Raw genomic sequence first — 22,526 nt, 5'->3', positions numbered from 1 at the left:
GATATCGATAAGTGTCGCTATATCGATTAATGTGCAGTTCGACAGTGGATGAATTGATAACTGCTTTGTCCGGTTATTTGATTGTTTAATGTATCAAGTGCGACCACAGAATCAATAGGGCAGTCTGTAGTCGGTGCAATGGAAACACGGAATACTTGATTATCTTCTGTCTGAACGGTGAGGTAACGTCTGTGCCCATCTAGCGATTGAGTAAGGGTGTTCGAAATCACTTTTGCTTGAATGCGCTGTCCTGTCTCTGAAGTCAGAGGGAAATAGGCGAGAGTCAATAATAAGCCCGCACCACACATTAAGATAAATAGCCCTGTTTTTAACTGTTTCATGAGAGTAAGTCTTTGAAGGTTATCTTTAAAAGAGTAAGTGAGATTACTGGTAAAGTGAATGAAGCCAAGCAGAAAAAAACATTCGGCCTCTTATTTGAATAACACACAAAGTGAATATTTCGACTTACTTTAAATTTATACAGAACCAGTTATGAATTAGTAGCCCGGTTTTAGTGTCCCGTTGGCTCGTGCTGTATAGAAAGCTGCATTGGGCGTGTAAAAAAGCCCTGACTATGATGGGGTCAAGGCCTTGTGATCAATACTTAGCAATGAAAACCTAGCAATTAAAACCTACGCATTTAGATGATGGATGAAGGTTTGTCGGCTTTTTCACACACTGAGCAATTAGGCATCTTCATTAAATTCATTTCTCTCCAACTGTGTGACATAGCATCGAGAATCAATAGCTTGCCTTGTTTAGGTTGTCCAAATTGAGCAATAACTTTGATGGCCTCTAAAGCTTGTGCAGCACCAACCATTCCGAGAATGGGAGCCATTACACCGGCTTCGACACAGCTTAGCGCTGCATTGCCAAATAGGGCGCTTAAACACTGGTAGCACGGTGCGTTTTCATCTTGATAAGTGAACACGCTAATCTGACCTTCCATGCGAATCGCAGCGCCGGATACTAATGGCGTTTTTGAGGCGTAGCATAAGCGGTTAAGTTGGTTGCGTGTTTCAACGTTGTCACAGGCATCAAGAACTAAGGAGTGCGCTTCAATTAACTTCGCAAGCGCTTCGTCATTCAGTCGATGATCAACGGTCTCAACCGTTAGGTGAGGGTTCAATACCTGCAGTGATTCTGCGGCTGAATCGACCTTTTTCCTACCAATGTCGGCATCGGTATGAAGTACTTGTCGTTGTAAGTTAGAAAGTTCAACAACATCATCGTCGATAAGAGTTAGCTTACCAATACCTGCAGTCGCAAGGTATTGAGAGGACGCACAACCTAAGCCTCCTGCGCCTAATACTAGGATTGAGCTCTGTTTCAGCGCTTCTTGGCCTTCAAAATCAAACTGTTTGAGAATAATTTGGCGGTTGTAGCGAAGCATCTCTGCATCAGACAGTATTTCCATCAATAAGCCTCGTTAGTAAAGCGTCGAGTTAAACAGTTGAATCTGAACCGTTTCGCCTACTTCTACACGGCCACGTTCTCGTTCAAGCACCACAAAACAGTTTGCTAAGCTCATAGAGCGGAAAGCGCCAGAGCTTTGGTTGCCTGTTGTCTCTACCACAAATTGACCGTTGTCGATTGAGTAAATACCACGCTGGTAATCTGTGCGGCCAGGGCCTTTTTTGAATGCCGATTTCGTGATAGCAGGAATAGATTTCGGACCTGCCCACGCAGTATGACCTGCAAGTTTCGCGAGCATAGGTTGTACTAACACGTACATAGTCATCATTGCCGAGACAGGATTACCCGGTAGGCCGCAGAACCATGCGTTATCCAGTTCACCGAATGCGAATGGTTTCCCCGGCTTGATTGCCAATTTCCAAAAGCCGATTTGACCAAGCTCTTCTAGGATATCTTTGGTGTAATCCGCTTCCCCCACACTTACGCCACCAGAAGTCACGACAACGTCTGCCAACTCCTGAGCTTTCTCAAACGTTTCTTTCAGTGTTTTAGGGCAATCAGGGATGATGCCGAGATCGATGGCTTCACAACCAAACGCTTCGATGAGCGGTTTAATACCGTAGCGGTTGCTGTCGTAAATCTGACCATCTTCAAGCGGTTGCCCTAATGGCTTTAGCTCATCGCCAGTAGAGAAGAAAGCGACTTTAGGTTTATGTAACACAGTCACGTGGCTTACACCCAATGAAGCAATCATTGGAATGTCACGGGGCGTTAAGCGTTCACCGCGGCTAAGAACGATGTCGCCTCGTTTGATGTCGTCACCCGTCGGGCGAATATTGTTATTTAGTTTGATGTCGTCTTGAAGGATCTCAACTCCAGCGTCTGTCTCGACGGTATTTTCTTGCATGATGACGGCATCACAACCTTCAGGGATTTTTGCGCCTGTCATAATGCGAATACAGGTGTTGCTTGGCCATTCGCCTTCAAACGGTTGGCCGGCAAACGATTTTCCCGCTAAAGGTAGAGTTTTGTTGTGTTCTAAATCGGCAATACGCAGCGCGTAACCATCCATTGCTGAATTATCAAAAGGAGGTACGAAAATAGGGGATAGTATATCTTCAGCAAGTACATAACCTAGTGCTTCAGCAAGAGGAAGAGACAGAGTCATTTGGATTGGTTTGATTGGTGACAGCAGCTTATCTAGTGCTTCTTCAATTGGCATTAAGCCCGGAGCGTCGCAACAGCCCATAATTGAAATCCTTTAATCGTTATTATTTTGACTTGATGGTTGGGTCTATTGAGTTTATGAAAACTCGCCAACGAAATTGCAGCCACCTTAGCATAGTTTAAGCCCCGTAAATAATGACCTCCCTTAAAATATGGGTGTATTTATTCAAAATTACGAGTATCCTTGTTTGCCATCCAGACGGGGTAATAGAAAGAGGAAGTTCAATGTCAGGTCTTAGCGAATCAGCGAAGTTAGTTAAAGATGCGCTAGCAAGCCGTGGGTTAGAGACACCAATGAGTCCTAACCAGGTTAGCCGAGAAGAGAAAAAGGAACGAATCGAACACCATATGCGTGAGATTCTAACTCTCCTTGAACTTGATCTTACGGACGATAGTCTAGAAGAAACGCCACAGCGTATTGCTAAGATGTATGTGGATGAAATTTTCTCTGGTTTGGATTACGCCAATTTTCCTAAGATTACCGTCATTGAAAATAAGATGGGTGTTCGTGAAATGGTACGGGTGAAGGACATTACTGTGACCAGTACTTGTGAGCACCACTTGGTTACTATTGATGGCAAGACGGCGGTGGCTTACATCCCTCAAGGTAAAATCATTGGCCTTTCAAAAATCAATCGAATCGTCCGGTTTTTTGCACAACGCCCCCAAGTTCAAGAGCGCATGACGCAGCAGGTTCTTGTTGCACTGCAAACGCTATTAGAAACTGATGATGTAGCTGTCACTATGGATGCGGTTCACTACTGTGTGAAGTCTCGTGGTGTGATGGATGCAACCAGCGAAACGACAACAACTGCACTGGGTGGTATTTTTAGATCAAACCCAGCAACGCGCCACGAATTCTTACATGGCCTGCGTTAATACGTCGTTTAAAAAGATTTTAAGGCCTCACCTATCGGTGGGGCTTTTTAGTATTTGTACAAAGGTGTATTGGTTAGTTTTAACTAAGGTAAGTCTAATGAATGGTTATCTTTGGTGTAGATACGCTCTAAAGGAAATATAGAGCGTATAGAGAAAATAGGTAAGCGTTTAAGAGAGGTTAAACAAACGCTTTAAGCGATGAATAAAACCTGATGGTTTATTCTCGGTTTGGTAAATATTGAGGCCATCATAGAAACTACTCATAAACTCTACTCGAACCTCATCGTCCGTGTTTCTGGATACGCGAGATAGCAATGTTGACGTAGCCGCCGCATGATCATTGGCTAGGCTGTAGTCCATTCCTAGTCGTCCTTGAATGAACAACCACAAATGAGTAACTAATTTTAACTGTTGAGCGTTAGCGTTTTGAAATTTGCCGCTATGTTCACTGCCTACGGTATTATCGAATACGTTTTGCATCGCTTCACTGGCTTCTTTATGACTCTCAAAGCGATAGCTTACATCGATATGTACTTTCGTTAGTAAGCCGAGCAAAGTCTGACGTGCAGAGTTATCGGACTTGTTCTTACATGCGTGTTTGAAAAGAGAGTGGTTTTCTTCGATGAATGACTGCAGCTCTTTCTCATAGCCTGTCGTGATCGCTTTTATTGAGTCTAAACCTGCTTCTTTTAAACATAGGTGAAGTTTGGTTTGCGGCTCCGTATTAGTTCGAAGATCAGTCATGACTTTGTAGCTCTTCCCACGTCACTTCTGCAGATTGCGTGTCGCTATTTACGAACGCCGAATTACCCGACAGCATTACGGAAAGATCCATTGTACGCTGTGTCATAGCTGTTAATTGCTCTATACCATCGTTGTCTAGACGAACAATTTGAGCTTTCAGATAACCGAATTTGCCTTTGTTCTGCTCCCACCAAACATTCGACTTAGTGTTGAAGCTAAATACACGTACTGACTTAGATAAGCGAGTCGCTTTCTTAACGCGTTCTGGGTCAGGTTCACCCACATCAATCCATTCTAGGATCTGGTCATCTAACGATTTCTGCCATAAATCCGGTTCTTCAATAGTCGACAAACCTTTGGTGAACTGAAGCTCCGGTGAAGCATTGATACAGAAAGCGATGATACGAGCCATCATTCGCTGTTCTGTTTCTGAAGGGTGCTGTGCAATCGTTAAATTAAAAGAGTCATAATAGTCGCGATTCATATCAGTTAGAGAGAGTCGAAACTTATAGATTGTCGGTTTAAGAGCCATTGAGAAGGTGTCTAAGGTAGAAGTAATGGAGGAGAATATTACCTTAAATTTCCGAATTGTGGGCAAAAAAATAGCCAGCAGAGGCTGGCTATTCTTAGAAAGCTTTAAAATACTAAATTAAAGTACTTTGATGCTGTCAGCTTGTGGGCCTTTTTGACCTTGAGATACTGTGAACTCAACTTTTTGGCCTTCAGCAAGAGTTTTGAAACCGTCGCCAGTAATTGCAGAAAAATGTGCGAATACGTCTGGACCGTTTTCTTGTTGAATGAAACCGAAGCCTTTAGTTTCGTTGAACCATTTTACTGTACCAGTAACTGTGTTAGACATGATGATATCCTAAAATTAAATTTTTTATAGTGAGCCAATTGCGGCACTGATAGCATGGAAAAGTTTATTGCTATTGTGTACAACACAACGGGGTTACTAGTAATCCAACGAAATGTTTATATACAAAGAACTTTCTTTCTAGCTGAAGTGGAGTCTAAATCAAATCCGGGGATAGTCAATCGAATCCATAGTGAAAGGTTGCAGAAACTTGGAGGTAGTCAAACTTTGCATTCCTTGGATATCATAGAGTTACAGTTATATGGTGATTTGTTGTAGTTTTTGTGAAAAAGACGGTCGAAATTGATGACCAATTTGGAGTGATTGCACTGTTTTGGCACATTTTATTTTGCAGTTAGTCAGCCGCTAATTGGAGTTTGAGCTCAGTTTTAACGGCTTTTATTTATAAATTTCGTTGTAAGTGTTGCATCTCAATTTTAAAGAGAGTCAGGCTACTTTGTTAGACGATAAAGGTTGCCATTGTCAGTGCTGAAGAATATATCGCCGTTTGGTGAAGTCTCGATATCTCTTATCCTCTCACCTAAGTCTTCTAGAATACGTTGTTCTTTTATTGCTTCACCTTGTTCGTTAACCGTCACAATATTGATGTGGGTGAGTTTAAGTGCTCCCGCCAATAGTTTGTCTTTTAATTCAGGATACTTTTCACCTTGGTATACGACCAAACTACTTGGAGCTATTGAAGGAATATAAACTTTTGTTGGAGACTCAATACCATCTTTGGTTTTTGAATCCCCCACACTGATAGGCCCCCAATATTCTTTGCCGTGTGATGTGACAGGCCACCCGTAATTAGCACCTGCTTTTATTAGGTTTATCTCATCACCACCGCGAGGGCCGTGTTCGATCGACCAGAGTCTTTGAGTCGGGAAGTCGTAAAACAGGCCTTGAGGGTTACGATGACCATAACTCCAAATCTCATTTAAAACCTTGTTGTTATCCTTGAAAGGGTTATCACTTGGTGTGCTTCCATCAGCATTCAACCGTAATATTGCTCCCGCATGAGTTAAGGTGTTTTGGCCGTTATCTCGGTCACCGCGATCGCCTATCGAAAAGTACAGGTGGCTATCATCAAAGGTTATGCGACTGCCAAAGTGGCGCCCTGTGTCGGTTCTGGATTTGGACACAAACACGTCGGTCCAATTGGAAATCTCGCCGTTTTTGTAATGAGCGGAGGCGAGCGTTGTCGTGCCTTGGCCCTCGATGTCTTTACTGTAAGTGACATAGATCTTATTTTTTTCAAAGGGGGAGAAAGCGATATCCAACGCGCCACCTTGGCCTTTACTCCACACATTTGGCAGTCTGAAAAGTGTGTTTTGCTCGCCTGTTTTCAAATCAACGTGCTTAATGACACCTGTTTTTTCTGTGACCAGCATCGAGCCATCGTTCACATAAGTCAGACCCCATGGAATATCGAGCCCGTCTGTGATCTTCTCTGCCTGCCATGCAAACGCTGAAGTTGATGCCATTGGACCCGATATGGTGAGTGCCAAAGCAAAAGAAAGGATACGGTGAGGATTATTCATGGGAGCCTCTTGATTGTTTAACATGATAATAGTTTAGCTTGTGGTTGACCGGAGGAAAGCTCGGTTAGGTGAAAAGTGACTATTCAGGAATTTAGTTCAACGAGTATTGTATGAGTAAACAAGCTGGCGTATGTTTATCCTGCCATTCTCTATTCGATCAACTCGGAGCACAATGAATACTACCCCCGCAACATCTTCGCTATTTTCTCGGGTTTTATGTTGTCAGGTCAATATCCAAGCAATCCCTTCGTTCACGCTCTTTACATCATGAGTCGCCGATTCGATTCTAAATCTATCTTACTCGCGTGTTTGGTCATCAGTATCGGCCAACTTAGCATGGGTTTGGTTTTTCCTTCGTTACCTTGGATCGCCAAGGACTTCGATGTCTCTTTAGAACAAGCTCAGCTTCTGGTGAGTGTGTACTTGTTAGGCTTTGGCCCTTCTCAGTTTATTTATGGTCCTATTTCAGACGCTTTGGGACGCAAAAAAGTGCTGTTGAGCGGTTTGCTGATTGCCTTGCTCGGCTTACTGATGATCATGTTCTTCAGTCATTCATTTTCCGGTATGGTGATGGGGCGCTTTCTACAAGGTCTAGGTACTGGCTGTTGTGCGGTGCTTGCTCGGGCATCGACTCGAGACCGATTCAGCGGAGCTGATTTGCCATTGGCGATGTCTTATATCGCGATGGTAGCCTCCATTACACCTTTGATTGCCCCTGTTATCGGCGGATTTATTAACTTTCACTTCGGCTGGAGTATGGTGTTCATCTCGTTACTTGGTTATGTTTCATTGGCTTGGGTGGTATTGGCACTTAAGTTTAAGGAAACCATCACTCAGGTTTCGGCTATTCTTTCTCCAAAGAAAATGCTTTATCAATACAAGACTTTATTAACTTCTCGTTATTTCATGAGTTTTGCGAGTATCGGTTGGCTTAACTTTAGTTTGATGATTACCACAGTGTCGGTGATGCCATTTATTATGCAAAACCAGATTGGTATGACGTCAGATCAATACGCCATGTGGGCGGTGATTCCTGCGTTGGGGATGCTCGGGGGAACGACCCTTTGTAATCGTATTCGTCCAATACTCGGCAATAAGAAAACGTTGCTTTGTACACCTGTGCTGCATGTTTGTGCTGCGTTGTGGCTATTCTTTTGTCCATTAGAGCCTTTATATTTAATGCTAGGTCAGTTTCTGATGATCTTAGGTAATGGTATCGCGTTGCCTTGTGCTCAGGCATTGGTGATGTCGCCATATCACAAGAATGCCGGCGCGGCGGCTGCGATGTCAGGTGGTGGGCAGATGGTGGTATCTTCAATGGTGAGTATGGGGTTGGTTCAGTTAGGGTTGGGTGAAGCGTGGCACCTATCGCTTGTGATCATAGTGTTCACACTGATTTCTCTGTTGAATATTTTGCGTGGTTTCAGTTGCCAAGAAGCAAAAGAGGCTCAGCTAAGCTAGTGATTGAAAGTTCAAAAAAGCCATTAAATTATTACGATTTCAATGCTTGAAAGCTGAAACATGTCAGCCCTGTCTCTAGACCAATAAAGCCGTTTAATAAAAGCAGGTACCATGTACTGGTCTCTAAAAATAGATGGTAATATGTCGTTGCCAACTATAGAGAATATGAAACCTTGAATATGAACACTCCAGCATTTGATCGTATTAGTCGCGTTTTGGCTTATATCCATTCAAACCTTAGCTCAGCGTTATCGCTTGAAGATATTGCGAAACAAAGCTGCTGGTCTCGCTGGCAACTGCAAAGAGTGTTTCAAGCTGAAACTGGGCTGACAGTGGCTAACTATGTGAGAGAGCTAAAGCTAAGCCAAGCTGCAGAACTCCTGCTTGATGGAAAAGAGCGCGTTATCGATATTGCACTGGGGCTCGGATTCAATTCAGAAATAAGCTTTAGCCGCTCGTTTAAGCAAATGTTTGGGTCTAGCCCAAGCCAGTATAGAAAAGCGGGCAAAAGAGTAGGACTAAGAAAACCGATACAAGTGTCTAAAATAGAAAGTACTTCAGAAAAAAGGGCGTTAAGCTTTGTGGAAGTGCGAATTGATGAAAGAGAGCCTTTCCTCGTTAAAGGGATAACCTCTGAAATCAGCGGTTTGTTTTCATTGACGCAAGATTTTGCCCAAAAAGTCCCTCGGCTTTGGTCGCGCTTGGAATATGAAGTTACCCTTCCTCACGATAGCGCACTTCAATTTGTTGGGGTCGTAGATCTTACTCAATCTTGTTTTGATGGCACGAATATTCATTATTGGGCTGGGGTTGAGTTACTTGATGGAATTTCAATCCCTCAATTACCGAGTATTATCTCTGATAAATTAGAGATATTGACTATCCCGAAGCAAACCTACGCAGTTGTTAAACATTGTGGGCCTATTGAGAATTTGCGGCATACTTTAAGCTGGCTTGTGCTGAATTGGCTTCCAAGTTCAGGATATCGTGGTGTGGACGGCTATGAACTCGAAGTGTACCCACTTGGCTACCAAGCAAATGCCGCTGATGCTGAAATGGAATACTGGGTTCCTATTATTAAACCATAATCATATATTTACTCATTATCTTCCTGTAAAGCCTTCCTCCCAATGAGGCCAATTGTGGTTTTTGCTGTCAATTGGCTGATTTTTAATCAAATTAAATCAAGTTCTTTTTAAATTTGCACCAAATTGTTAATTATCCCATTCATAGATACATACAATGCAAATGAGATTTATTATTATTTGTATTAAGCATTGGTATCCGAGGGAATTATGACCACTCACACCCGTTTTAAGTATTCATCACTTGCTGTTGCGTTGCTGACGGCGCTCTCTGCACAAGCGTTGGCGGAAGAAACCGTTACGACGGCAAAGTCTAATATAGAAACTGTCACTGTTCTGGGCAAAGCCTACCGAAATACAGCTACGAAATCGGCACTTGAGCCAGAAGAAACGCCGCAGGGCATTACGGTTATTGATGAGGAACAGTTAGAGCAACGAGGTGTTCAATCTTTGAACCAAGCCCTTCGTTATGCGCCTGGTGTTGTGACTGAAAGTCGTGGTGGTTCAGTCGCTATGTTTGACTCGTACTCAATCCGCGGTTTTAAGACTAATAATGTCAACTATTACGATGGCCTCTCACTTCAACATTTGAATGGTTGGAACTTGCAGCCACAAATTGATCCGATTGCAATGCAACAAGTCGAAATATTCAAAGGGCCTACTTCTGTGCTTTATGGAGCGATGCCGCCGGGTGGGATGGTGAACATGATAGCCAAAGCGCCACAAACTGAACAATCAACCAAGGTTGGTGTTGCGACAGGCTCTCGAAATCTGCAAGAAGCTTCTATTGATACCACGGGTCAGTTTGGTGACAGTGATTTTTCATATCGTCTGATTGCTTTGGCTCGTAAGCAAGATAGCCAAGTCGATAACGCTGAAGAAGAGCGCTACTTAATTGCACCGTCTGTTGATTGGCAAGTAAATGAAAAAACACTAATCAACTTTAATCTTTATTATCAAGACGATCCTTCAATGGGTATCAACTCTTCAATGCCTATAGAGGTGCTTAAGGCGAGTGATCCATCAGTTTCTGTGGGGGATAAGAATTGGAGTACGTTTGAACGTGAAGTGTTGATGGTTGGCTATAAAATTAACCATGACTTCAATAACAATTGGACATTCTTACAGAACGCTCGCTATACCGATGCATCTCTATATCAAGAGAACACATATCACCTTAGTTACGATCCAAGCACACCAAATCAATTAGCTCGAGCTCTTTATTCAACAGATGAAAGCTTTAAAGGTTTTGTCATTGATAACCAGTTGAGCGGTATCGTTGATGTTGGTTCGGTAGAACACAACTTATTACTTGGTTTAGATTACCAAGATATGGATGGTAATGTTAACTACTCCTCTTACAGCGCTAGTGGAAGCGGTTTTAATAGTTTTGACCCATTGAATCCGAACAACGACCTACTAGATCGTAATGACGTTACTAAGGGGAACGAGTACCTGGATGACACAACGTCGAGCCAACTTGGTTTCTACGTTCAAGATCAAGTTCGTTTAGACGCGTTAGTACTTATTGCTGGTGCACGATTTGACCATTACAAATCGGAAAGTGACTACTATGCTCATGAGTCTGACCATAAACAGTTTACTTATCGTTTGGGTGGTTTGTATCAGTTTGATAATGGACTCGCGCCATTTGCAAGCTACGCGACTAGCTTTGAACCAGCTCCGGGTGTTGATAAATCTGGTAATGAGTTTGACCCTGAAAATGCTCAGCAAGCTGAAATTGGCGTCAAATACCTGTCTGACGATATGTCTAAAGAAGCCACCGTTTCTTTATTCCATATTGTGAAGCAAGACATGTTGATGACAGATCCAACCAATGTTTATGGGCCCAAAATTCAAGTGGGTGAAGTTGTATCGCAAGGTGCTGAATTATCAGGACGTTGGTTCGCAACGGAAAATTTCGATATTGCGGCAGCTTATACCTACGCTGACATGGAAATTACAGAAGATTCTAGCAATGGCTTAGAAGGAACGACACCAATCTACGTACCTGAACATACTGCAAACGTGTGGGCTAACTACAACGTATTCAGTGGAATATTAGCCGGTTCTCGGTTGAGTGCTGGTGCACGCTACGTTGCGGAAATGCAAATGGATGCAACAAATACTCAAGGTAAAGTACCGTCGTATACTGTGGTTGACTTGTCTATTGGTTATGACTTGGGTGCAGCAAGTGAGACTTTATTGGGAGCGACTGCCAACCTAGCAGTGAACAATATTTTCAATGAAGAATATTATGCGTGTTACGACCAGTCCAATTGTTGGTTTGGTGCTGAGCAGTCTGTAGAGCTAAGCGTGAACTATGAATTCTAACTAAGTTAGCGTTCCTAATTTTAAAGCAGCCTTCACTAGGCTGCTTTTGTCGTTTGTAGAAATATCGAATTTAGATTAAGTAGGCAAATATATGAGCTTAAAACCAATAGCTTCTCATTTTTCTAAAGTAAAAAATTTGAATACAAAACTCGTTCTAACGATGTTAGCGAGTGCTTTATCGTTTAACGCGATGGCGGATTTCCAAGTCGAAGACAGTGAAGGGGTCAAAACCCTTGAAGCTCAACCTGTTAGAGTGGCTGCGCTTAACTGGGATATCGCAGAGCAAGTTATCGAGCTGGGAGTTACGCCAGTCGCGGTGCCTGATATTGCAGGCTACAGCGATTGGGTTGTTCAACCTGCGATTCCTGAAGGTGTGACCGATGTAGGGACTCGAACTGAACCCAACTTTTCTGCGCTCAAGAAGCTCAACCCAGATGTGATTCTTATCGCTTCTCCTCAAAAAGATCTTCAGGCGCGTCTTTCTGAAATCGCGCCAGTACTTTATTACCAAACATACAGTGAACACCACAGCAATGACGTGGCTGCCATTGAAAACTTCAAGAAGATTGGTCACTTGCTTGGCAAACAAGAACAAGCGAATAGTAAACTCGCAGCGATGGAAGAACGTATTGCAGTTCTGAAGGCTGAATTAGATAAAGCGTATCCGGGCGACAAACCTAAAGTCACTTCTTTCCGTTTTGCGAGCACCACTTCGGTGTTCATTTATGGCGACAACTCGATTCCACAATACGCATTGGAGAAGCTCGGTTTTGACAACGCGATGGAGCTTCCTGCCAGTCAGTGGGGTATCAACCAAAAGCGGATGACCGATCTTAAGAACGTGAAAAGTGGTGTTGCACTTTACTTTGAACCCTTTCCATATCAAGACAAGTTAAACCGTTCGCCAATATGGAAGAGCATGCCTTTTGTGCGAAATCATCAAGTGAGTGCGGTAGAAGCAAGTTGGAGCTATGGTGGCGCGATGTCGATCCTATATAACGCAGAAGCCATGGCGAAATCGCTATTGAAGCTAGCTGAGTAGTAATGAAAATCAGTGGTTTAATGGTCGGGGCAGCTTTGTTTTTCGCTGCCCTTGCTCATTTATGGTTAGGACAGTCGGAATTTGGCCCGATTGGTGAGCTTATCTTGTTACTCTCACAGGTGAGTGATCGCGCTACGTTGAACGCAATGGTTGATGACTCATTTGAGCTGATGGCCTTGTTCTATGTCAACTTGCCTCGGTTAGTTATGGCTATCTTGGTAGGCGGCACACTTGGCACAATAGGAAGCCTTTTTCAACAGTTGACTCAGAATCGCATGATGTCTCCGTTAACGTTAGGTACATCGTCAGGGGCCTGGCTTGGCCTGGTCATATTGAATGTCGTCGCTCCTATGCTGGTGGCGCAATATTCAGTCTGGTTTGCGTTGATTGGGGCACTGTTGGCAATGGGGCTTATTGTTTCCATTGTTGGCATCAAAAACATGAGCGGATTGCCAATTGTATTGGCGGGTATGGCGGTTAACTTGTTGCTAGGGGCATTTGCAACGGCGATTATTCTGCTTAACGACCAGTACGCACAGAACCTGTTTGTGTGGGGGGCGGGTGATTTAGGACAAAATGGCTGGGAACAAGTGTTGTGGTTAATGCCTAAGTTAGTGCCGATTTTGGCCATATTTTTGTTGGCACCACGAGTTTTGACCCTGCTTTCAATCGGTACGGAAGGGGCTGCTGCGCGCGGCCTCAATATTGGTGCAACATTTTTTGTATTAATGGCCGTCGGCGTTTGGTTGGTGTCGGTATCGATTACCTCGGTAGGCGTGATCAGTTTTATCGGTTTGATCGCCCCTAATATCGCGAGGCACTTGAGCTTCTTAAAGGCGAAGTCCGAACTGATCGCAAGTTGTTTATTAGGTGCTTTGCTACTTTGTACTACAGACAGTTTAGCTATCTTTTTGGCTCAATGGTCTGTGGATATGATTCCAACGGGTACCGCAACCGCGGTGATTGGCGCTCCAGCTTTGATCATTATTGCTCGCAAGCAAATGTCTGCTCAAGATCAGTTATTTTTCTCGATGCCTGAAGGGCCAAAGTCTATTTCACCTTTGGCTTACTCTCTATTGGGCACGATGATCTTTGGGTTACTGGCATTAAGCTTGCTCTCACAGCCTTCTTCTGATTTGGGCTACTTTGTTATTCCAGACGCGTTTGAGTGGTCTATTCGCTGGCCTAGAATGTTAACCGCGATATTCGCTGGTGGCGGTTTGGCTGTAGCAGGAGTGATCTTGCAAAGGTTAGTCTACAACCCACTGGCGAGTCCAGACATCCTTGGGGTATCCGCGGGCGCTGTTTTAGCTTTGATTTTCAGCAGTTTATTCATGGGTTATTCGATTCACTCGTTGAGCCCTTGGATTGCGTTTTTAGGCAGTGCGATGGCGCTGTGTCTATTACTATTTCTTGGTAAGAAACATCAGTTTGCGCCGTCTATCCTAATACTGACGGGTATTTCGCTGACCGCAGTGTTAGAGGCTTTGGTACAATTCTCTTTAACGCGAGTGGGAGAAGGGAAGTATACCTTATTGGCTTGGTTAGCAGGATCCACATATCGTGTTGAACCCGAGTCGGCAACGATTATGGCTATCGTGGTCACCGTTTGTATTGGTGCTGCTGTACTGTTGAGTCGTTGGGTGACGTTAATAGCCACAGGCCGTCAGTTTGCGAGCGCTCGAGGGCTAAATATCTCAATAGCGTATGCTTCTCTGTTGTGTCTCGTCGCCATCTTATGTTCGGTAGTAACCACCACCATGGGGCCTGTTGCATTTGTCGGGTTGCTGGCTCCGCATATCGCGGCCATGGTGGGTGCTCGTTTGGTTCGAGAACAAATTATTTTGTCGTTTTTAATTGGCTCTGCTCTTATGTTATTTGCCGATTGGGCAGGTCAAGTGGTGGTGTTTCCGGCTCAACTCGCGGCGGGTACGTTAGTTTCCATTATTGGTGGCAGCTACTTCATCTTCTTGTTACTCAAATCTCGGAGAAGATAGCGTCATCGATTAATTGAAAGTCTTTGGCAATCAAAGGGACAAATGAAAAGCCGTGAGTGGGGTAATCCATCACTGCTTTTTTATTGATGCTGCCGTGCAAGGGAGAGGTGTTAAGCAACACAGGTCTCGCTTCTTAATGTGCAAGTTTGGCATATGTTAATAAAATGTATAACCTAAAGGTCTGACCACTTAGAAGGTAGCCATCATGCCAAACCTCGATCGTATTACTTGTTCCATCGATGAAAATCAAATTGCCACGGTTGTGCTGAATCGACCCGATAAGCTCAATGCTATTGATATGGCAATGTTCCAAGGTGTGAATAACATGGTGAATCAGCTGAAAAAGAACACCGAGATTCGCGCCGTGATAGTGAAAGGCAATGGGGCCGATTTTTGTTCAGGGCTTGATATTAAATCTCTGTTGACCAGTAAGTCTGGCGCAATGAAGCTTTTGTTCAAATGGTTTCCCACATTACCCAATGCAGCGCAGCGCTTTTCTCAGGGTTGGCGAGATATTCCGTGTCCCGTTATTTTTGCGATTCATGGTCGTTGCTGGGGAGGTGGACTTCAATTAGCCAGTGGTGGCGACTTTAGAATTGCTAGCCCTGATGCGAACTTCTCGATATTGGAAGCTAAGTGGGGTTTGATTCCTGATATGGGAGGTGCGATTGCCTTCCGAGAACTGATGCGAAAAGATCACACCCTAGAAATGGCGATGACCGCCAAGGTGATCGACAGTAAAACCGCAAAGGAGTATGGGCTTGTCACAAAAATAGCCGAAGATCCTTATGCTGAAGCTTATGCCTTGGCACTGGAATGCGCGAACCGATCGCCAGATGTTGTCGCTGCGAACAAGAAACTCTACAACAAGACCTGGTGGTCAAGCCCTGGCATGGCTGTATTTTACGAGACTTGGTATCAGATAAAGGTAGGTCTAGGTAAGAACAGGGCGATTGCCGCTCAGCGTGAAATGAACCGTGACAAACCACGTTCTTATGTAGCGAGGAAATTTAAATAGTAATTAATGGTATAGGAGTCATCGTTAGTTGTGCTTTTAAAGTCGGCATCTACAAGAAAAAACCTTTTCTGAACAACTGGTAATGAACCTAGTCAAACCGAACAAAGCTGTTTATGGAAATGAACGTTTTTCTTATACTAAAGTGTCGCTCTCTTAATCTAGATTAAGTTTCCCCTGCCTTATTCTCTGTAGTATCCGCCTGAATCTGTGGCCCATGCTTAATGGGTAACTCGCAAAACGATTTTAATGAGGATTAGACTTGAGTACTTTGTTTACAGAAACCCGCATTGGCACCATGGCATTGAAAAACCGCTTCATGAGAAGTGCAACGTGGGAAAATATGGCGACAGAAGATGGCCATATGACAGATAAACTTTACGCTATCTATGAAGAGTTGGCTCAAGGTGAGGTTGGCTTGATCGTGACGGGTTACGCGAACATCGTTGAAGAAGAGAAGCCGAACGCAGGCATGATGGGCATGTATAACGACTCGTTTATCGATGAATACAAAAAGCTGACTCAACTCGTCCACGACAACGATTCTAAAATCGTAATGCAATTGGCTTATGGCGGCACGAAAACCACGTATGAACTTGGCGAGCGAGTGATCTTTGCACCAAGTGACGTTCCAGAAAAAGGAACTCAAACACTGGGTAAAGCGATGACCAAAGGTGAGATCAACTACATTGTTGATGCCTTTGCTCAAGCGTCATTGAGAGCACAAACATCAGGCTTTGATGGGGTGGAAATTCATGCCGCTCACACCTACTTAATCAACCAGTTCTTAAGTCCTTATTATAACCTGCGTGAAGATGAGTACGGCGGTAGCCTAGAAAACCGAATGAGATTCTTGCTTGAGATCTACACGGCCACACGCAAGCTGGTGGGTGAGGATTTCCCTATCTTGGTTAAGCTGACCGCTTCTGAGTTTTTCGAGGGCGGTGTGACCTTCGATGAAACGCGTTTGGTGTGTAAAAAGCTCGAAGAAATGGGTGTTGATGGCATTGTGATTTCTGGCAACATTCATGGTAAAGCCGACACTATGATTGGCGAGTCGCACGATGGCTTTACCATTCAAGCTGAAGGTTACTTCCATGAGTATGGCCACGTGATCAGCCAAGACGTCGAGATCCCAGTTATTACGGTAGGCGGCTTAACTGATTTTGATGCCATTGAAGCTATTGCTAACAACACGGGTATTGAATACTTCGCGCTTTCAAGGCCTCTGCTTTCTGAACCTCATTTAGTTAAGCGTTGGAAAAAGGGTGACCGAAGTCCAGTGGAATGTGAACGATGCTCTAAGTGTCGTACCAAGCGCGGTAACTTCTGCGTGGTCAACAAAGACAGAAAAGTGCAGCTTTCTCGCATGTAGTCGCTGGCCTTAGGTCTAAGCGTGAGCCTAAGTTTATAGCTGAGTCTATATTTGAGGCTGTGAAAGTTGCTAAGGGCCGTTTTGATAACTTTTGAAACCCGGAATCGTATTTATGTAACTTAGCTCTTTCAAAGTGAAAGTAGGCGATAGCGGATTACGACATCAAATTTTGAAGTGCAAGTGCATAAGCCAGTAAACATAGAACGACTTGCGTCATATTTATACTGAAAAACACGTTAAATCAGTTTGTTACCTTGCAATCCCCAACATGGTGTACCAATCTTATTTCATAAGCATGGATAAGGATTGTGTATGCACGCAAGTTCAATGAAAAACAAAGGGGTAGTAGGAAAAGTTCTACTGCCTTCTTTACTCATAAATCTTCTCTCTCTCGCCGTTCCGCTAACGGTTTTGCAAATTTACGATCGTATCTTACCCAACCAGAGTTATGGGACTGCCACTCTGTTATTAGCGGGTGCGACGTTGGCTGTCGTTATGGAAGCGCTAATCCGGTTTGTGCGAACTTGGCTTTTGTCTGCCGCAGCCAGTAACACCGAGAAAGCGACTTACCAAACCTTGGTTGAAAGAGTAACAACGGCTTCATCAGGTCACCTTCGCAAGCTCGGTGTAGGTGGTGTAGAAGAGGGGCTAGGATCGGTATCCAAAGTTAAGGATTGGTATTCTGGTGGGGTGATCGCAGGCTTTATCGATTTGCCTTTTGCATTGATTTTTTTGGGGCTGGTGGCATATATCGGCGGCGAGCTAGTGGTGATACCTTTGGCAGTTTGGCTCATCACGCTTGGCATTGTTTGGTTATCTTCTATTCGTGTTAAAAGCCTAAGTGAAGAAGCTTCCCAAGATGAGCAGGAGCGGAAAGCGTTCTTGATTTTGCTGAGCCAAACCATTCAGGGAATCAAACGTCAGGCAGTAGAGTCTCGAATCTTCAATCAGTTTAAATCTCTTAATAATGTTCGCTCCCAGTCTAAAGCGAGAGAAGAGGAACAGAATGCCTTCGCCCAAGAATGTATTCAGCTTGCGGCATTAGCTACCTCAGTTCTACTCGTGATTACTGGTAGCTTGTGGGTGTTAGATGGTCAATTGACCACAGGAGGGTTGGCAGCATGCTCTATCTTATCAGGCAGAGCGGTTGCGCCTTTAAGCGCTCTGGTTGGGGTTCGAATCAAGCTTAATTCAATACACAGCGCCAATCAGGCAATAGAAAAATTGAGTGACTTATCGCTATTTGAGTCTTCGGATTTTAAGCAACCTGAGATCCATGTGTCTGATTTTGAGACGTTAGAAATCAAGCAAGCGACCGTTGAAAGATACGGTGAACTCGCTCATGCCGATGTCACACTGAATAAAGGTGAATTGGTATTGTTAGAGAGTGAAGACCGCCACACTAACAGTCATTTATTATCGTCGATTGCAGGTATTGATGAGTTGAAGGTGGGTGAGTGCTTTATTAACGGGGAGTCCGTTTCAATTACATCCTTAAAAAATATTACAGCTTACTGTGGAGTAAAAGGGCAACTGGTGTCAGGCACTATTCTCGACAACTTGTGTGGGTTTGATCCTGAGAGAACGCATAGCGCTAGTGACTATGCTAAGCGTTTGGGTTTAACCAAGGAAATTACTCGATTACCTGACGGATTAGAGACACTAATTGGTCATTCGAGTGCTTCATTATTGAGTATGGGCAACGTTAAAATGCTCAATATCGCGGCTCAACTAGCCAGTGACAACCCCATTATTATGTTAGAAAGACCGGATTCTTCACTTGATTTAGATGCCCTTGGAAATCTAGCTAAGGTGTTGGAAGAAGAAGTGACGGCAGGACGCACGATATTGATGGTGAGCTATCATTCGAAACTTCGCGAATTAGCTAATCGAATCATTACAATGGAAAGTCGATCTATTACCGAACAAAGTGAGATCAATCAGGAGGCCATCGTATGAATCGTTTAGATGCTAGCAACCGAGCAGGCACGAATGGTCAACAAGAGGTGATGAACCATTTAGAAAATGAAAGCCTTTCGGTTCTTAAACAGTTGGAAGTGAATGCGAATATCCAGTTGTTCGCACATCAATGGGTCGATGAAAATGGGATTGAATCAATCGACGATATGTTTGCTCTGTTCGATAGGCTTGCATTGCCCTATCGCTTGGTTGCCAACCTAGATGAAGTTGGCGAGCATAAATTGGTTTTACTGGTGCTTGGTGAAAATGAACTGGTCCCTGGTCACTTAGAATCCAAACAATTTGTTTCTTTTAACGCCAATGACGACATCACCGATGTCCCTCAGTTTTGCATCGTTATCGAAGGCCCACCGTTAGAGAAGGCTTCTCCTGATTGGGTTGGTGAAAGGTTAGATGCGTTTCGTCCCATTATTCCAAAATTGTTGTTGGTCAGTTTTATCACCAACTTGTTTGCACTTGCCGTTCCCTTCATCACGATGTCGATTTATGACCATGTGATTGGTGGTGATGCAGGCCATGAGTTGCAAGGTATCGCCATTGGCGCGGCCTTGTTGTTTTTGATGATGGGTTGGTTAAGAACATTGCGCAGCCGAGTGTTTGCTTCGGTGGCAAATCGAGTAAGTCGTGAAATATCTCAATCTCTCGTTCAGCGTCTGCTTAGAAATAGTTATGCTCAAAATCAGCAAACAGCCTCTTCTAGTCAACAAAACCAAGTGATGCTGTCTGAGCGTATTTCAGGTGTGCTATCGGGGCCATTAGGAAATGCGCTGTTTGATCTGCCATTCATTCTTATCTTTGTACTTGCGATTGGTGTTTTAGGTGGATGGTTGGTGTTGGTTCCTATTGTCTCTTTGGTGCTTTACTACTTGCTAGCAAAACGTTCGATACGTTCTAGCAGCAAACGCTCAATACAATCAACGGTGGCAGGAACTAATCGTCAAAACATGACCAATGAGCTGTCATCTAAACTTGCCTTTATTCGCAGTGCCGGATTCTCAGAACACTGGATTCAGCGCTTCAAAAAGGCCAATCTTCTTGCTTCTACAGTGACTTTTAATCAATCGGTTCTCCAGAGTCGGTACACTTCGATTTATTACTTCATTGGTGTGGGGTCTACACTCGCGGTTATGGGGTTGGGAATAGGGCTCATTTTTGAGCAAGTGATGACGCCCGGTGGTTTGATCGCTTCAATGATGTTGATATCTAAAGTGACGGGTCCTGCTCAGGTGTTGGCAAACAGCGCGATGCGTTTTAATAGCTTTAATCAATCCAAGCTGCAAGTGAACCGTATTTTGTCTCAAGCGTCTGAGCGTGAGTTCAGTTACCAGCATCATCCCTTACCGACAGTAGCGCCTAACTTGAAATTAGACCAAGTGACACTGCGTTATCCTAAGCAGAGTCGGCCCGCCTTGAGTGGTGTTAGTTTTGATATTGAAGCCGGTGAAATTGTCGCGATTACCGGCCCTTCTGGGAGTGGCAAATCAACATTGATTGAAGTGTTGTCTGGCTTACAGCCTATTCAAAATGGAATGGTCGAGCTTGAAGGCGTTAACCTCGTTCAATACGATCCGCAACTCTATCGTCACTGGTGTTTTATTAGAGCGGCTTATCCTGATTTGCTCACACTGAGTATTCGAGAGTGGTTAAACGACGGCCATCAAGTCGAAGATCAGACAATGATTTCTGCGATTGAAATAGTGGGAGGAAAGCGTTGGTTCGAGTCGTTGTCAGGCGGACTAGATACCTCTATTAGTAGTATTCAGCCGGATAGCCTTTTTGACATGTTGTCTGGTAGTGTCGCGCAGATCCTCATTGACGCGAAAGCGCTGGTTTATGACTACCCAATGTTCTTAATGGATAACCCTGTGCCTGATGCTCACCCAAATGCTAAACGTATATTTGGTCAGTTTGTCCACTCGAAAAAAGGAAAAGCAACAGTGATTTACACGTCCCACGATCCGGATTTAATCAAGCTTGCCGATAAAGTCGTGGTATTAAATGAAGGTGCAGTGGTTTATGCCGGTCCATTAGAGCCGGAACAGTCTTCGGAGCAGGAACAACCTGCAGAGCCTCAAGTTTTCCAAGAACCGCAGTTATTTGAGCAACGGTTATCTCAAGAGCTACAGCCGTCAACTCAAGAGGCGTCTGTTCAACAAAATACAGCCCAACAAGAACAATTAGAGTCTAAGCAAGGAGTCGCTAATGGCTAAACAACCTATCGAGAAGGGCAAGCGCTACGGTGAACTTGTTGAATCACAGAATACGGCTCGTACATTAGCGATGGCGACATGGTCAGTTGCTTTGTGTGTTATCGCTTTCGCCACTTGGTCTGTAGTCACCCAAGTTGATGAAATTGCCAAAGCCAAAGGCGCAGTAATTCCAGAAGGCGAGAAGCAAATATTGCAAAGCGCGATTGGTGGTAAGTTAAAGCAAATTCTTGTCAAAGAAGGTCAGTTGGTCGAGAAAGGTCAGCCACTTGTTGAGTTTGATGCGACCTTCCAACGTACCGCTCTTGAAGAATTGAAATCTCAACAAGTGACGCTTCTAGCCAGTGTGGAACGTATGAATGCTCTGCTTGAACAACGTGAGCCAAATCTTGCGGAGTTCGAGGTCGATTATCCCGAGATTGTTAGCCAACAAAAAGCGCAGTTGAATGCACAAAAAGCTCTCTATTTTCAAAAGCGTGTGGTACTTGAGAAAGAGAGCGAACAAATTGCGGAACAGCTTCGTAGTGTAGAAAAGTCTCTACCTAGCTACGAGAGAGAGTTGAGTGCAACCAAGCAGGAGTTGAACATTCTAGAAAAGGGCTACAAAGCGGGCAATATTTCACGTTTGCGTGTCCTTGAAATGAGTCAAAAGTTAGCCAGTATCGAGCAGAAAATTGAAGAAGCTCGTGGTAAGAAGTCGGTATTGATTAGACAAGCAGACAGTAATGACCAAAAAATTGAGCAGCTTTTGGCAGAGGCGAAAGCCAAAGTCAGTGATGATCGCTCGAAAGCCGTATCTGACTTATCAGCACTTAATGCCAGAGTTCGTTCAAGCCAAGCTAAATTGACGAACACCATGTTGGTGTCGCCGCTACAAGGTTTGGTGCAAAGCCTACCAAGCACGCAAAATGGTGGTGTTATTCAGCCGGGTGGAACGGTAGTAGAAATTGTTCCTGTCGGAGGGGAAGCTGATTTTAAAGCTCGTTTGTCGCCAAGAGATATTGGTTTTGTGAGTGTGGGGCAGCCGACTCGTATTAAGATTGATGCGTTTGATTACAGTCGCTTTGGGGCACTAAAAGGGGAGGTAGAGAGTATTTCACCGACCACAAGTCAAAGCGAACGTGGTGAAATCTATTATGAAGTTGTGGTATCGGTTGATACACCATACTTCCGCGATAATCCGGAAAGCTTTTCTATTTTGCCTGGTATGACGGGTGAGGTAGACATCACTACTGGTGAGAAGTCAGTATTCCAGTATCTTTGGAAGCCGATTTACACCAATGTCAGTGTCGCCTTTGGTGAAAGGTAATCGTGATGAAGAGTCGTTGAGAGTAAACGAGTACAAAAACAGCAAAGCCGAAAAA

The 22,526-nt window shown here is 44.1% G+C and carries 18 protein-coding genes; 11 read left to right on the top strand and 7 right to left on the bottom strand.

Features of this window, described 5'->3' with window-relative positions; translation table 11 throughout:
- Positions 1 to 26 precede the first annotated feature (26 nt).
- The 3 genes from OCT63_RS17440 to moeA form a co-directional block, all read right to left on the bottom strand.
- Entirely contained in the window at positions 27 to 341 is a 315-nt protein-coding gene (locus tag OCT63_RS17440; protein WP_161679503.1) for a hypothetical protein, read from the bottom strand.
- A gap of 299 nt (positions 342 to 640) precedes the next feature.
- Positions 641 to 1,417 carry a molybdopterin-synthase adenylyltransferase MoeB gene (gene moeB / locus OCT63_RS17435; protein ID WP_161684560.1) on the bottom strand — a complete coding sequence of 259 codons (777 nt, stop codon included), beginning with the start codon at positions 1,415 to 1,417 and terminating at the stop codon, positions 641 to 643.
- A gap of 12 nt (positions 1,418 to 1,429) precedes the next feature.
- Positions 1,430 to 2,665, bottom strand: a complete 1,236-nt coding sequence (moeA, locus tag OCT63_RS17430) for a molybdopterin molybdotransferase MoeA (RefSeq protein WP_269984176.1) — start codon at positions 2,663 to 2,665, stop codon at positions 1,430 to 1,432.
- Between the two features lie 203 nt (positions 2,666 to 2,868).
- On the opposite strand from moeA, the gene folE reads away from it, so the two are divergent.
- The gene (gene folE, locus OCT63_RS17425) at positions 2,869 to 3,522 is read left to right on the top strand and encodes a GTP cyclohydrolase I FolE (protein ID WP_161679500.1); all 654 of its coding nucleotides are present in this window, start codon (positions 2,869 to 2,871) and stop codon (positions 3,520 to 3,522) included.
- Between the two features lie 168 nt (positions 3,523 to 3,690).
- Here the strand turns inward: folE and OCT63_RS17420 are convergent, their stop codons facing one another.
- From OCT63_RS17420 to OCT63_RS17405, 4 genes are all read right to left on the bottom strand, one after another.
- Entirely contained in the window at positions 3,691 to 4,266 is a 576-nt protein-coding gene (locus OCT63_RS17420; protein WP_161684556.1) for a hypothetical protein, read from the bottom strand.
- Entirely contained in the window at positions 4,259 to 4,798 is a 540-nt protein-coding gene (locus OCT63_RS17415) for a YaeQ family protein (RefSeq protein WP_046224907.1), read from the bottom strand. Before OCT63_RS17415 ends, OCT63_RS17420 begins: the two co-directional genes overlap by 8 nt.
- A 117-nt stretch (positions 4,799 to 4,915) precedes the next feature.
- Positions 4,916 to 5,125, bottom strand: a complete 210-nt coding sequence (locus tag OCT63_RS17410) for a cold-shock protein (RefSeq protein ID WP_017058122.1) — start codon at positions 5,123 to 5,125, stop codon at positions 4,916 to 4,918.
- A 449-nt stretch (positions 5,126 to 5,574) separates the two neighbouring features.
- Entirely contained in the window at positions 5,575 to 6,666 is a 1,092-nt protein-coding gene (locus tag OCT63_RS17405) for a PQQ-dependent sugar dehydrogenase (protein ID WP_060469586.1), read from the bottom strand.
- A gap of 267 nt (positions 6,667 to 6,933) precedes the next feature.
- Here OCT63_RS17405 and OCT63_RS17400 point away from each other — a divergent pair, with 267 nt between their 5' ends.
- The 10 genes from OCT63_RS17400 (at position 6,934) to OCT63_RS17355 (ending at position 22,471) form a co-directional block, all read left to right on the top strand.
- Positions 6,934 to 8,127, top strand: a complete 1,194-nt coding sequence (locus OCT63_RS17400) for a multidrug effflux MFS transporter (protein ID WP_269984178.1) — start codon at positions 6,934 to 6,936, stop codon at positions 8,125 to 8,127.
- A 179-nt stretch (positions 8,128 to 8,306) separates the two neighbouring features.
- Complete coding sequence (locus tag OCT63_RS17395; RefSeq protein ID WP_060469587.1) at positions 8,307 to 9,215, top strand: AraC family transcriptional regulator; 909 nt, start codon at positions 8,307 to 8,309, stop codon at positions 9,213 to 9,215.
- Positions 9,216 to 9,422: 207 nt separating this feature from the next.
- Positions 9,423 to 11,546 carry a TonB-dependent siderophore receptor gene (locus tag OCT63_RS17390; protein ID WP_269984175.1) on the top strand — a complete coding sequence of 708 codons (2,124 nt, stop codon included), beginning with the start codon at positions 9,423 to 9,425 and terminating at the stop codon, positions 11,544 to 11,546.
- A gap of 91 nt (positions 11,547 to 11,637) precedes the next feature.
- Complete coding sequence (locus tag OCT63_RS17385) at positions 11,638 to 12,588, top strand: iron-siderophore ABC transporter substrate-binding protein (RefSeq protein WP_269984174.1); 951 nt, start codon at positions 11,638 to 11,640, stop codon at positions 12,586 to 12,588.
- Positions 12,589 to 12,590: 2 nt separating this feature from the next.
- Positions 12,591 to 14,585: a Fe(3+)-hydroxamate ABC transporter permease FhuB gene (fhuB, locus tag OCT63_RS17380; RefSeq protein ID WP_269984173.1), complete on the top strand. Its 1,995-nt coding sequence runs from the start codon at positions 12,591 to 12,593 to the stop codon at positions 14,583 to 14,585.
- Positions 14,586 to 14,790: 205 nt separating this feature from the next.
- On the top strand, positions 14,791 to 15,603 hold the full coding sequence (locus tag OCT63_RS17375; protein ID WP_269984172.1) for a crotonase/enoyl-CoA hydratase family protein: 813 nt from the start codon (positions 14,791 to 14,793) through the stop codon (positions 15,601 to 15,603).
- A gap of 259 nt (positions 15,604 to 15,862) precedes the next feature.
- The gene (locus tag OCT63_RS17370; RefSeq protein ID WP_269984171.1) at positions 15,863 to 16,975 is read left to right on the top strand and encodes an NADH:flavin oxidoreductase; all 1,113 of its coding nucleotides are present in this window, start codon (positions 15,863 to 15,865) and stop codon (positions 16,973 to 16,975) included.
- 312 nt (positions 16,976 to 17,287) lie between these two features.
- Positions 17,288 to 18,934 carry an ABC transporter transmembrane domain-containing protein gene (locus tag OCT63_RS17365; protein ID WP_269984170.1) on the top strand — a complete coding sequence of 549 codons (1,647 nt, stop codon included), beginning with the start codon at positions 17,288 to 17,290 and terminating at the stop codon, positions 18,932 to 18,934.
- Positions 18,931 to 21,165, top strand: coding sequence for an ABC transporter transmembrane domain-containing protein (locus tag OCT63_RS17360; protein ID WP_269984169.1), 2,235 nt, complete (start codon positions 18,931 to 18,933; stop codon positions 21,163 to 21,165). The genes OCT63_RS17365 and OCT63_RS17360 overlap by 4 nt, the downstream gene beginning before the upstream one ends.
- On the top strand, positions 21,158 to 22,471 hold the full coding sequence (locus OCT63_RS17355) for an HlyD family type I secretion periplasmic adaptor subunit (RefSeq protein WP_269984168.1): 1,314 nt from the start codon (positions 21,158 to 21,160) through the stop codon (positions 22,469 to 22,471). Before OCT63_RS17360 ends, OCT63_RS17355 begins: the two co-directional genes overlap by 8 nt.
- Positions 22,472 to 22,526 lie beyond the last annotated feature (55 nt).

The organism is Vibrio sp. RW, assembly GCF_027587105.1.
Lineage (GTDB): Bacteria > Pseudomonadota > Gammaproteobacteria > Enterobacterales > Vibrionaceae > Vibrio > Vibrio toranzoniae.
This window is presented reverse-complemented; position numbering and strand designations above follow the sequence as displayed.

Bases quoted from the DNA above. Each gene is read 5' to 3' on its own strand.
- OCT63_RS17390 (WP_269984175.1), top strand. From the start codon at position 9,423: ATGACCACTCACACCCGTTTTAAGTATTCATCACTTGCTGTTGCGTTG.
- OCT63_RS17420 (WP_161684556.1), bottom strand. From the start codon at position 4,266: ATGACTGATCTTCGAACTAATACGGAGCCGCAAACCAAACTTCACCTA.
- OCT63_RS17405 (WP_060469586.1), bottom strand. From the start codon at position 6,666: ATGAATAATCCTCACCGTATCCTTTCTTTTGCTTTGGCACTCACCATA.
- OCT63_RS17440 (WP_161679503.1), bottom strand. From the start codon at position 341: ATGAAACAGTTAAAAACAGGGCTATTTATCTTAATGTGTGGTGCGGGC.
- OCT63_RS17360 (WP_269984169.1), top strand. From the start codon at position 18,931: ATGAATCGTTTAGATGCTAGCAACCGAGCAGGCACGAATGGTCAACAA.
- OCT63_RS17355 (WP_269984168.1), top strand. From the start codon at position 21,158: ATGGCTAAACAACCTATCGAGAAGGGCAAGCGCTACGGTGAACTTGTT.
- OCT63_RS17385 (WP_269984174.1), top strand. From the start codon at position 11,638: ATGAGCTTAAAACCAATAGCTTCTCATTTTTCTAAAGTAAAAAATTTG.
- fhuB (WP_269984173.1), top strand. From the start codon at position 12,591: ATGAAAATCAGTGGTTTAATGGTCGGGGCAGCTTTGTTTTTCGCTGCC.
- OCT63_RS17395 (WP_060469587.1), top strand. From the start codon at position 8,307: ATGAACACTCCAGCATTTGATCGTATTAGTCGCGTTTTGGCTTATATC.
- folE (WP_161679500.1), top strand. From the start codon at position 2,869: ATGTCAGGTCTTAGCGAATCAGCGAAGTTAGTTAAAGATGCGCTAGCA.
- moeA (WP_269984176.1), bottom strand. From the start codon at position 2,665: ATGGGCTGTTGCGACGCTCCGGGCTTAATGCCAATTGAAGAAGCACTA.
- OCT63_RS17365 (WP_269984170.1), top strand. From the start codon at position 17,288: ATGCACGCAAGTTCAATGAAAAACAAAGGGGTAGTAGGAAAAGTTCTA.
- OCT63_RS17415 (WP_046224907.1), bottom strand. From the start codon at position 4,798: ATGGCTCTTAAACCGACAATCTATAAGTTTCGACTCTCTCTAACTGAT.
- OCT63_RS17375 (WP_269984172.1), top strand. From the start codon at position 14,791: ATGCCAAACCTCGATCGTATTACTTGTTCCATCGATGAAAATCAAATT.
- OCT63_RS17400 (WP_269984178.1), top strand. From the start codon at position 6,934: ATGAGTCGCCGATTCGATTCTAAATCTATCTTACTCGCGTGTTTGGTC.
- OCT63_RS17410 (WP_017058122.1), bottom strand. From the start codon at position 5,125: ATGTCTAACACAGTTACTGGTACAGTAAAATGGTTCAACGAAACTAAA.
- moeB (WP_161684560.1), bottom strand. From the start codon at position 1,417: ATGGAAATACTGTCTGATGCAGAGATGCTTCGCTACAACCGCCAAATT.